We start from the raw sequence: 11,531 nt of genomic DNA on the forward strand, positions 1-11,531 counted from the left end.
CTTAACCGAAACGACCTGAAATATAATCTTCAGTACGTTGATCTGCTGGTGTTTGGAAGATAACGTCTGTTTTATCGTACTCAACAACCTCTCCATGTAGGAAAAATGCTGTTCGATCAGAAATCCTTGCCGCTTGCTGCATATTATGTGTCACGATAATAATTGAATAATCCTTTTTCAGCTCTTGTACAAGCTCCTCAACTTTTAATGTTGAAATCGGATCAAGTGCAGATGTTGGCTCATCCATTAAAATAACATCTGGTTCGATCGCTAAACAACGCGCCATACAAATTCGTTGTTGCTGACCACCTGATAAACCATATGCATTTTGATTTAAGCGATCTTTTACTTCATCCCAGATTGCCGCACCTCGCAATGATTTTTCAACGATTTCATCAAGAATTTTTTTATTTTTTATGCCGTGGATACGTGGGCCATATGCAATATTATCGTAAATTGACTTCGGGAATGGGTTTGGCTTTTGGAACACCATACCTACACGAGTGCGTAATTCCTCAACAGTATAGCTTTTATCTAAAATATTGCGCTCACGATATACTATTTCACCAGATGTTCGAACACTCGGTACAAGCTCTACCATTCTATTTAGCGTTTTTAAATAGGTAGATTTACCACAGCCTGAAGGGCCAATTATAGCTGTTACTTCATTTTCGTAGATGCTTAAATTGATATCTTTTAAACCATGATGATCACCGTACCATAAATTTAAATTACGTGTATCATATACTACTGTTTTAGCAGCATCAGTCAATGGCTTTATCGCCGTATGAATCGATTTAACAATTGAATTTTCCTCTTTTATTTCCAGTACCATAAGGTCACCTCATTAATAACGTTTTTGGAATTTATTTCGAATAAAGATGGCAATAGAGTTCATCAGTAAAAGCACTGTCATAAGAACTAAAATACCCGCTGCCGCTACATATTGAAATGCCTCTTGCGGACGTTTTGCCCAATCGTAAATTTGCATTGGTAAAGCTGTGAATTGGCTTAACAGACCATTAGGTAAAAATTGTAAAATTACTGGAATTCCAATAACAACAAGTGGTGCTGTTTCACCAATCGCGCGAGACATCGCTAATATACTTCCTGTTAAAATTCCAGGAATAGCTGCTGGTAGCACAACATGCAATATCGTTTGCCATTTGGTCGCGCCCATACCGTAAGAAGCTTCGCGCTGTTCATTCGGCACTGCACGAATAGCCTCCTGCGCCGCAACAATAATCACTGGTAAAATTAATAAACTCATTGTTAAACCGGCTGCTAAAACACTTTTCCCTAGTCCCAACATTCGAACAAAAATTGTTAACCCAAGTAAACCAAAAACAATGGACGGTACACCTGCTAGGTTGGAAATATTCATACGAATAAAGTCGTTTAGTCTATTTTTCTTTGCATATTCCTCTAAATAGATCGCAGTTCCTACACCTATAATAATCGACACTGGCGCAACAACTGCCATCAGCCAAAGTGAACCAATTAAAGCAGCCTTAATGCCCGCTTTGTCTGCAAAACGCGAAGCAAAATTTGTTAAAAAATCGATTGATAAATAGTCGACACCTTGTGTTACTATACGATAAAGCAAAATAGCTAGTGTCACTAATGCAAAGGTCGTTGCTAAGAAGAAGAAAAACTTCCAAACTTTATTGAATATAATACGCTTTGTCATTCGTTTCATGACGACCGTGTCATCAATATAGCGCATGCTAGTAAACCTCCCTAAAGCGTTTCGAAATATATTGTGCAAGTAAATTCATCACTAAAGTAAAGATAAATAATGTGAATCCTACTGAATAAATCGAATAATAAATTGTCGTACCATAGCCAGCATCACCTGTTGCAACTTGTACTATATACGCAGTCATCGTTTGAATCGAGTCTGTCACATCTAGATCGAATTTAGGTGTAGATCCACCAGCAAGTGATACGATCATCGTTTCTCCAATTGCCCGGGAAATAGCGAGGACAACTGAAGCAATAATGCCTGATAATGCAGCTGGTAATACTACTTTTATAGCTACTTCAAACTTTGTTGCTCCGAGAGCTAGCGCTCCTTCACGCATACTGTTCGGGACAGATGACATCGCATCCTCAGAAAGTGACGTTATCATTGGTAAAATCATAATGCCTACAACAATCCCCGGACTAAGTGCATTAAAAAGTTTCAGCCCTGGAATGATTTGCTGTAACAACGGCGTTACAAATGTTAATGCAAAAAAGCCATAAACAATCGTTGGTACACCTGCTAACACTTCTAAAATAGGTTTAACCGTACGTCTTACTTTTTCGCTTGCATATTCACTTAAATAGATTGCAGAAGCAATGCCAAATGGTACTGCTACGACAACTGCAATAAGTGTGACTTTCAATGTTCCAGCGATTAAAGGTAAAACTCCAAATAATGGTTCCTTTCCTGAAAACGGTAGCCACTGTGTACCAAATAGGAAATCCGTAATCGAAACACGTTTAAAGAATTCAAACGTTTCAAAAATAAGGGTGAAAACAATGCCAAATGTCGTCAATATAGAGATAAGAGCTGCAGAAAATAATAGGGTTGGCATTGCTTTTTCCACTATTTTCTTTATTTTTTTATTGCGCGAATTTGCAATTAATTGCTGCACAGATGAAGTCTTGTTTTCTTTTTGAGAAACCATTGGGTGCTCCTTTCAAATAAGAGAGGGAAAGAGCATACATCTCTTTCCCTCTATGCATGTCTACTTATTTTAAGCCTTCTAAAGTTTTTAAAGCCTCACTATATTTATCTTCTGGTAGACTGACATAACCTACTGCTTCTGCCATATCTCCTGCGTGTTCAAGTGTATATTTGATAAAGTCATATGCTGCTTCGCTTTCTTTCATAGCACTATTTTTCACATATACAAATAGTGGTCGTGAAAGCGGTGCGTAATCACCAGATTCAATTGTTTTATTTGTTGGCTCGACGCCATTTACTTTTACAAGCCCTAATTTATCTTTATTTTCTAGGTAATAAGCGTAGCCAAAGAAGCCGATTGCGTTTTTGTCACCTGCTACACCTTGAACTAGCATGTTATCATCCTCTGATAATGTTGCTGATTTTGCTAGATCAGCACCGTCTAAAATCGTTTCATCAAAGTAATCGTACGTTCCTGAATCAGTGCCTGGTGAATAATACACGATCTTTTCATCTGGCCAAGATGGATCTATATCAGACCATTTTTTAGCTTTACCATCTTCAATCCAGATTTTCTTTAATTGCTCAACAGTTAAATCCTTCGCCCAATCATTTTCAGGATTCACGACAATAGATATGCCATCATATGCTAAAGGAAGCTCTGTAAAAGCAATTCCTGCTTTCTCTAGTTTTGCTTTCTCTTCATCTTTTACATGACGAGATGCATTTGAAAAGTCTGTCTCACCTGCGATGAATTTTTCAAAGCCACCACCAGTACCAGAAACACCTACCGATACTTTGACATTCGGTTGAGTCCCTGCATATTCTTCAACAACTGCTTCAATAATTGGTGCAACTGTTGATGAACCATCCCCAGCTACAGCCCCTTGCAGTTTTTTGTCTGCAGCGTCTTGTCCTGAGCTCGCTGGTGCATTTGTTTCTGCATTTTTTCCATTTTGTGCAGAGTCACTACCACACGCCCCAAGCATTAATGCTGAACCCATTACCGCTGTCATCGTTAAGTACTTCCACTTTTTCATCTCATTTGCCTCCGTCACTAACATTTTTATAGTTATTTGTCTTACAATCTTTACTATAATGACTAAATGTTGAAGTCGTATAAACAGTTCGTAAAAGAGACGTAAAGGAATGTAATGCTTTGTAAACGATTGTAAAGATGAATTTACAATTGTAGCTGTCGCCAGGTTAACAATGCATCCAGATTTTGAAGTGTGCCTAGGCTCCACTAGATCTGACACATTGTCGCGATTTCGATAATGCCACACGCATGGCGTTTTTACCGATGTAGGTCTAATAGCCGTTTTCCTTTAATCATCAGATAAACTTGCTTCCTTTTGGAAAGATGCTATAATAAGCAATTGTGTCAGGAAATAATCTAAGAGGAGTTTGACTTTGTGATTAAACATACAAAAGTACAAAATACCGATTACTTTAAAACGTATTTAACACTTATTATGGAACATCGTGAATATACTCTACAGGAAGCCGTTGATTTTATGGTAGAGACTTATTTCTGTAATAATATAGAGCTTTATGGATTAAAGCCGAAACAACAATTTGAATTAGCTATTCAACAATTATCTGTACAATAGGCCTTTTATATAAAAATTAATAAAACACGGTATGAGATGGTGATCTTTCATACCGTGTTTTTTCGCGGGTAGTCAATTATACTCTAAAACTGTAAAAAAACCGCTAGGCATATAAATGCACTAGCGGTTTCTCTTATTTTTGCTCATCTTCACCAATTTTGTCTTTTGAAATAGCTGGTAAAATCGGTTGTTTTACATTACTTTCAGTCACTTTCTCAGTGTTATATTTTGCTTTTAACTCAAAATATTTATCGACAGCACGACGAGCTATCTCATTATTATTTGATAAATGCTGAGTCGTGTAGGTCGTTGCCCATGGAATAACAACTGCGTAGGCAATTTCAGGACTATCAAACGGTGCAAAGCCAACATGTGTTAAGTTAATCGTACTTGTACCATAATAATCACGTAATGGTCCATAATAAACTACCTCTGCTGTCCCCGTTTTTCCCGCTGCTGTATACGGTGCATTTCCAAATTGTCTTTTTGCTGTACCATTTGCGCCCGTATAAACACGTCGTAGCCCTTGTTTTACATAGTTAATTTCATCTGATGAATTATCAATATGATTTAAAATTGTTGGTCCTATTTCTGTTACTAATTGGCCTAGCGATTGCCCATCTTTTGATGGCTCACGTACCTCTTTCACAACATGTGGCTGAATGCGATAGCCACCATTTGCGATTGTCGAGATATATTGCGCCAATTGTAACGGTGTATACGTATCATACTGCCCAATCGCTAAGTCGAGTGCTTTACCCCCATAGGTTGGACCAGTTGGACCTTGTACCCCATTAAATTCATTAGGTAAATCAATCCCTGTATTTACACCTAACCCGAATTGTGCATAAGAATTACGCATTTTAGGGAATGTATCATCTTTTAATCGAAGTGGCATCCCATAGCTATATGGCGTTCCATTAATAAGCAAAGCTGTTTTAAACATATAAACGTTAGAAGATTGCTCCAAGGCTCTTAAACCATCCATTGTAATATAGCCACTACGGTTAAAAATAGAAGATTTCTTTTTAGTATTCAGTAATTGAATCGGCTCATCTCCAAATATAGTACTTGGCTGAATGACTCCCAATTTATACCCAGTAAGTAATGTTGCTGCTTTAACTGCAGATCCAGACTCATAAGCTGTTGTGAAGGTTCCATATGAAAAATCGACGACTTCATTTTTCCCTGTTTCAGGATTTTTCTCAATTTTCTTACCAACCATTGATAAAATATCGCCTGTGTTTGGGTCCATCATTACTAAAAAGGCACGATCAAGTAAACGGGAACCTCCCTGTGATTTTAACTTTAGCAACTCTTCCTCAACAATTTTTTCAGTTGCAGCCGTTAACTCACTATCTAGTGTTAAGACTAAATCTTTACCAGGCTCTCCTTCATAGGTCGTAACGGTATCAACTACCTGCCCTTTTTTATTCGTAATATTTTTAACGACTGATTTTTGCCCTTGCAGTAAATCTTCATATTGCGCTTCAATATAACTTTCACCAACACGGTCATTTCGTGAATAATCACGAGCTAAATAATAATTCAGCTTTTCTTTTGGAATCCCTTTTGCTGGTACTGTTGTGCGTCCTAAAATAGCGAGTGAAGATAATTTCAAACGCTTCCAGTCAGTTGTTGTGTTAACGCCCGGTAATTGAGTCAAACGCTCAGAGACACGCGCAAATTCATCGGCAGATACATTTTCACTCTTAATAATTTGCGGTGATAAATTGTATCCTGATGCCATCTCTCGATAGATTGCTAGTACTTCTAAGTCCTTATCTGTCAATTGTAATAATTCTTCGTTTGTAATTCGTTCACGAACAAGTTTATCTATTTGCGCATTGATTTGACTTTCCGTTACATTTTCTTGTGCCCTAATTTTCTTTTTTTCTTTATCTGTTACTTTTTCATAGGCAGCGTCTTTATTTTTTATAATCCAAAAATCTTGTTTGTCACGTAATGTAACACGTTTCGTTGGCTGCTCAATCAATTGTGCCAGCTTTTCGGCTATGTCTACCATTTCCTTTGTTGTTGTCGTTGACATTTTTGTATACGTAATGGCATTTTCCGGTTGGTTATCCACTAAAATACGGCCATATCGATCATACATTCGTCCCCTTGGCACACTTGTATTGACAGCTACCTCCTCTTTACGCTCTAATTCGCGTACATAATCTTCCCCTTTTACAATTTGCATATAGCCAAGTCTAAAAATTAGCATTGAAAATACTAGAAATATAGCAAAGAAAAGGACATTCATACGAAATGTTAAATTAGAGTGATGTTTTGCTTTAACACTCGTCGCGCGATTTTTTCCCGGTGCTTTGCGCATATGTATTCCCCTCCTCATCTAATTACAATTTAAATACACGATATTTAGTATACCATTCGAAGGTACGACAGGAAAGCAAGCACTTGAAAATTAATGATGGAAAACATCATTTAGTCGCTTTGGCTCTTCTTCCCATCGCTTCGACTCTTCCTTCCGTCGCTTCGACTCTTCCTTCCGTCGCTTTGACTCTTCCTTCCGTCACTCTGGCTCTTCTTTCCGTCGCTCTTGCACTTCTTTCCGTCGCTCTGGCTCTTCTTTCCGTCGCTTTGACTCTTCCTTCCGTCGCTCTGGCTCTTCCTTCCGTCGCTCTGGCTCTTCTTTCCGTCGCTCTTGCACTTCTTTCCGTCGCTCTGGCTCTTCTTTCCGTCGCTCTGGCTCTTCTTTCCGTGTTTATTATCCATTTGAATCCCCTTGGTTGACCAGACCTGAATTCATTGTACGGCTGGGATTTTTTTCTCCATAGTTAGAGGCTCTTTAGAACCCCTCGCATAGCAAGGGGGTTTCAAACGATACAAAAAAACCGCTAGGCATATAAATGCGCTAGCGGTTTCTCTTATTTTTGCTCATCTTCACCAATTTTGTCTTTTGATATAGCTGGTAAAATTGGTTGTTTTACATTACTATCAGTCATTTTTTCAGCTTGATATTTTGCTTTTAACTCAAAATATTTATCTAGAGATTCTCGAGCAATAACATTATTATTAGTTAAATGTGCACCTGTGTTAGTCGTCGCCCATGGAATAACAACAGCATAGGCAATTTCAGGATTTTCATAAGGGGCAAATCCAACATGAGTAAAGGTAAGTGTATCAGTACCATAATACTGTCTTAAAGGTCCATAGTATACTACCTGAGCTGTTCCTGTTTTTCCTGCTGCTGTATAAGGTGCATTTGCAAATTGTGCTCGCGCAGTACCTTGCGAACCTGTATAAACTCGACGTAATCCTTTTTTTACATAATCTATTTCTTCTGTAGGATTATCGATACAATTTAAAATTGTTGGACCTATTTCAGTCACTAATTGACCTAAATGTTGTCCATCATTTGATGGCTCACGCACCTCTTTCACAATATGTGGCTGAATACGATAGCCGCCATTTGCGATTGTCGAGATATATTGTACCAATTGTAAAGGTGTATACGTATCATATTGTCCAATCGCTAAGTCGAGTGTTTTACCACCCATCGTTGGACCAGATGGACCCTGTACACCACTAAATTCATTCGGCAAGTCAATACCTGTTTTTACACCTAAGCCAAATTGCGCATAATTATTACGCATTTTCGGGAATGTATCGTCTTTTAAACGAAGTGGCATCTTATAGCTATATGGTGTTCCATTAATAAGCATAGCAATTTTAAACATATAAACATTTGATGAACGTTCTAAAGCTGTTAAGTCGTTTAGCGTAATATAACCACTTCGGTTAAAGATTGAAGTTTTTGCTTTAGTTCCAGCTAATACAATAGGTTCATCTCCCATTGTAGTACCCATTGAAACAACTCCTTGATTATAACCAGTAAGAAGAGTTGCTGCCTTAACTGCTGACCCCGCCTCATAAGCTGTTGTAAATGTACCATATGAATAATCGACCACTTCATATTTTCCTGTTTCAGGATTTTTCTCAATCTTCTTACCAACATTCGCTAAAATATCACCTGTATTCGGGTCCATCATTACTAAGAAGGCACGATCAAGTAAATACGAACCGCCTTGGGATTTTAATTTAAGCAATTCCCGCTCAACAATTTTTTCTGTTTCTAATTGTAGCTCACTATCAAGTGTCAGTTTTAAATCTTTACCAGGCTCGCCTTCATAAGTCGTAACCGTATCGACTACCTGCCCTTTTTTATTCGTAATATTTTTAACAACTGACTTTTGTCCTTGCAGTAAATCTTCATATTGCGCTTCAATATAACTTTCGCCAACACGGTCATTTCGTGAATAATCACGAGCTAAATAATAATTCAGCTTTTCTTTTGGAATCCCTTTTGCCGGTACTGTTGTGCGTCCTAAAATAGCAAGTGAAGATAATTTCAAACGCTTCCAGTCAGTTGTTGTGTTAACGCCTGTTAATTGAGTTAATCGCTCAGAGACACGCGCAAATTCATCGGCAGATACATTTTCACTCTTAATAATTTGCGGTGATAAATTGTATCCGGATGCCATCTCTCGGTAGATTGCTAGTACTTCTAAGTCCTTATCTGTCAATTGTAATAATTCTTCGTTTGTAATTCGTTCACGAACAAGTTTATCTATTTGCGCATTGATTTGACTTTCCGTTACATTTTCTTGTGCCCTAATTTTCTTTTTTTCTTTATCTGTTACTTTTTCATAGGCAGCGTCTTTATTTTTTATAATCCAAAAATCTTGTTTGTCACGTAATGTAACACGTTTCGTTGGCTGCTCAATCAATTGTGCCAGCTTTTCGGCTATGTCTACCATTTCCTTTGTTGTTGTCGTTGACATTTTTGTATACGTAATGGCATTTTCCGGTTGGTTATCCACTAAAATACGGCCATATCGATCATACATTCGTCCCCTTGGCACACTTGTATTGACAGCTACCTCCTCTTTACGCTCTAATTCGCGTACATAATCTTCCCCTTTTACAATTTGCATATAGCCAAGTCTAAAAATTAGCATTGAAAATACTAGAAATATAGCAAAGAAAAGGACATTCATACGAAATGTTAAATTAGAGTGATGTTTTGCTTTAACACTCGTCGCGCGATTTTTTCCCGGTGCTTTGCGCATATGTATTCCCCTCCTCATCTAATTACAATTTAAATACACGATATTTAGTTTACCATTCGAAGATACGACAGGAAAGCATGCACTTGAGAATTAATGATGGAAAACATCATTTATTTGACGGCACTTTAAGATAAAAAGTTTCTGTTTTTTAACGATTGCTAGAAAAATAGTTTTTTATTGTGGGGTGAGCACTCCAAAGTTCGGGCAATAGTTCCCTTCCCTTCAGCCCAACTGGCGTATTGGGGCATTTACCTCCAACTTATATTAAAAAAGCAGCAAAAAAGGCTATGCCTCGGTGACTTATCACCTTTGACATAGCCTTTTAATAAAGATTAATTATTTTGCAGCTTGGAATTTAGCTTCTACTACATCCCAGTTTACTACGTTCCAGAATGCACCGATGTAATCTGGACGACGGTTTTGGTAGTTTAAGTAGTAAGCATGCTCCCAAACGTCTAAGCCTAGGATTGGCGTTTTACCTTCCATAACTGGAGAGTCTTGGTTTGGAGTAGATGTAACAGCAACTGAGTCACCATCGACGATTAACCAAGCCCAGCCTGAACCGAAGCGAGTTGTAGCAGCTTTTGCAAATTCTTCTTTGAATGCATCGAAAGAACCGAATTTAGCATCGATTGCTTTTGCAACTTCGCCAACTGGAGTTTTTGAACCGCCTGGAGCGATTACTTCCCAGAATAATGAGTGGTTAGCATGTCCACCACCGTTGTTACGTACAGCAGTTTGTTTGTCAGCTGGAAGAGCATCAATGTTTGCGATAAGATCGTTAATGTCTTTTTCAGCAAATTCAGTGCCTTCTACTGCCGCGTTTAAGTTTGTTACATAAGTATTGTGGTGTTTAGAATGGTGAATTTCCATTGTTTTTGCATCGATATGTGGTTCTAATGCGTCATAAGCGTAAGTTAATTGTGGTAATTCGTAAGCCATTGTTAAGTTCCTCCCTAAAATAAAGAAATAATTAATACATTCTTAGATTATCAAAATTGGTCAAACCATTCAACGAAAAATACTTCAAATTAAAGATTTCAGCCTTTTGACTGAAAAGCCAATACGATTACTATACTACCCTGTTGTTTTAGCAATTATGCCTTGGCATAATTGCATCCGGAATTGGAAAGGAGTGACATCCACCGCAGGCTTTAATTTCTCTCAACGGATGTTTGGACACCGGCTGAAAGAATTTAAATAGCGAAAACCGCTATAAAGAACACGACAATCATAACGATTTGAATGACTGCTTTTGCGAGTGTGGATGTTAAGAAGCCAACAAGAGAGCCAACACCGCTTTTCACAGCCTCTTTGAATGTACGACGCTCCACGATTAATTCTGCAATAACAGCTCCTAAAAATGGACCGATTAGTATACCTACTACCGGAATGACGAACGGTCCAATTAATAAACCAATGGTACTCCCCCACATACCAGCATTTGAACCACCAAATTTTTTAATACCAAAGGCATTTGCCACAGAATCAGCAATAAATAAAATGACAACAAATAGTATTTCAGTCGCCCAAAACAACCAGCTTAGCTCCGCAAATGAAAAAAATAATCCATATACTAAAAAACCACCGATTAAAAAAATCACACCTGGAATTATCGGGTATACCAATCCAACGAATGAAATGATAAAGCAGGCAATCACTAAGATCCAACCAACAACTTCCATGAAAATTCTCTCCTTTTATCGTGCATTGCCTATTTTACGGATTTACAAAGCTATAGGTTTCAGTTATTTTCGTTTGTATCGTACGTGCAACTTCAGCTACAGATATTTTCTGTAGCGAAAGCGCAGCTTCAGCTACAAATCTTCCCTGTAGCGAAAGCGCAGCTTCAGCTACAAATCTTCCCTGTAGCGAAAGCGCAGCTTCAGCTACAAATCTTCCCTGTAGCGAAAGCGCAGCTTCAGCTACAAATCTTCCCTGTAGCGAAAGCGCAGCTTCAGCTACAAATCTTCCCTGTAGCGAAAGCGCAGCTTCAGCTACAAATCTTCCCTGTAGCGAAAGCGCAGCTTCAGCTACAAATCTTCCCTGTAGCGAAAGCGCAGCTTCAGCTACAAATCTTCTCTGTAGCGAAAGCGCAACTTCAGCTACAAATCTTCCCTGTATCGAAAGCGTAGCGTCAGCTACAAT

The 11,531-nt window shown here is 38.3% G+C and carries 11 protein-coding genes; 2 read left to right on the top strand and 9 right to left on the bottom strand.

Annotation, left to right across the window (positions count from 1 at the left end):
- Window position 1: 1 nt before the first annotated feature.
- From pstB to MY533_RS14285, 4 genes are all read right to left on the bottom strand, one after another.
- Window positions 2-835, bottom strand: a complete 834-nt coding sequence (gene pstB / locus MY533_RS14270; protein WP_248716497.1) for a phosphate ABC transporter ATP-binding protein PstB — start codon at window positions 833-835, stop codon at window positions 2-4.
- A gap of 12 nt (window positions 836-847) precedes the next feature.
- A complete protein-coding gene (gene pstA, locus MY533_RS14275) occupies window positions 848-1,726 on the bottom strand; it encodes a phosphate ABC transporter permease PstA (RefSeq protein ID WP_132356752.1) in 879 nt (292 codons plus the stop codon).
- Window position 1,727: 1 nt separating this feature from the next.
- Complete coding sequence (gene pstC / locus MY533_RS14280) at window positions 1,728-2,675, bottom strand: phosphate ABC transporter permease subunit PstC (protein ID WP_248716498.1); 948 nt, start codon at window positions 2,673-2,675, stop codon at window positions 1,728-1,730.
- Between the two features lie 64 nt (window positions 2,676-2,739).
- Window positions 2,740-3,714: a PstS family phosphate ABC transporter substrate-binding protein gene (locus MY533_RS14285; protein ID WP_132356754.1), complete on the bottom strand. Its 975-nt coding sequence runs from the start codon at window positions 3,712-3,714 to the stop codon at window positions 2,740-2,742.
- 375 nt (window positions 3,715-4,089) lie between these two features.
- Between MY533_RS14285 and MY533_RS14290 the strand changes: the two genes are divergently transcribed.
- Window positions 4,090-4,287, top strand: coding sequence for a hypothetical protein (locus tag MY533_RS14290; RefSeq protein WP_248716499.1), 198 nt, complete (start codon window positions 4,090-4,092; stop codon window positions 4,285-4,287).
- Window positions 4,288-4,420: 133 nt separating this feature from the next.
- Here the strand turns inward: MY533_RS14290 and MY533_RS14295 are convergent, their stop codons facing one another.
- From MY533_RS14295 to MY533_RS14315, 5 genes are all read right to left on the bottom strand, one after another.
- A complete protein-coding gene (locus MY533_RS14295; RefSeq protein ID WP_248716500.1) occupies window positions 4,421-6,625 on the bottom strand; it encodes a peptidoglycan D,D-transpeptidase FtsI family protein in 2,205 nt (734 codons plus the stop codon).
- 110 nt (window positions 6,626-6,735) lie between these two features.
- Window positions 6,736-7,026, bottom strand: a complete 291-nt coding sequence (locus MY533_RS14300; RefSeq protein WP_248716501.1) for a hypothetical protein — start codon at window positions 7,024-7,026, stop codon at window positions 6,736-6,738.
- Window positions 7,027-7,178: 152 nt separating this feature from the next.
- Complete coding sequence (locus MY533_RS14305) at window positions 7,179-9,383, bottom strand: peptidoglycan D,D-transpeptidase FtsI family protein (RefSeq protein WP_248716502.1); 2,205 nt, start codon at window positions 9,381-9,383, stop codon at window positions 7,179-7,181.
- Window positions 9,384-9,719: 336 nt separating this feature from the next.
- A complete protein-coding gene (locus MY533_RS14310; protein WP_248716503.1) occupies window positions 9,720-10,325 on the bottom strand; it encodes a superoxide dismutase in 606 nt (201 codons plus the stop codon).
- A gap of 254 nt (window positions 10,326-10,579) precedes the next feature.
- Complete coding sequence (locus MY533_RS14315; RefSeq protein ID WP_248716504.1) at window positions 10,580-11,068, bottom strand: DUF456 domain-containing protein; 489 nt, start codon at window positions 11,066-11,068, stop codon at window positions 10,580-10,582.
- Window positions 11,069-11,152: 84 nt separating this feature from the next.
- On the opposite strand from MY533_RS14315, the gene MY533_RS14320 reads away from it, so the two are divergent.
- On the top strand, window positions 11,153-11,518 hold the full coding sequence (locus tag MY533_RS14320; protein WP_248716505.1) for a hypothetical protein: 366 nt from the start codon (window positions 11,153-11,155) through the stop codon (window positions 11,516-11,518).
- The last annotated feature ends 13 nt before the right edge of the window (window positions 11,519-11,531 follow it).

Origin of the sequence: Lysinibacillus sp. Ag94, from assembly GCF_023242215.1 — a bacterium.
Classification (GTDB): domain Bacteria; phylum Bacillota; class Bacilli; order Bacillales_A; family Planococcaceae; genus Lysinibacillus.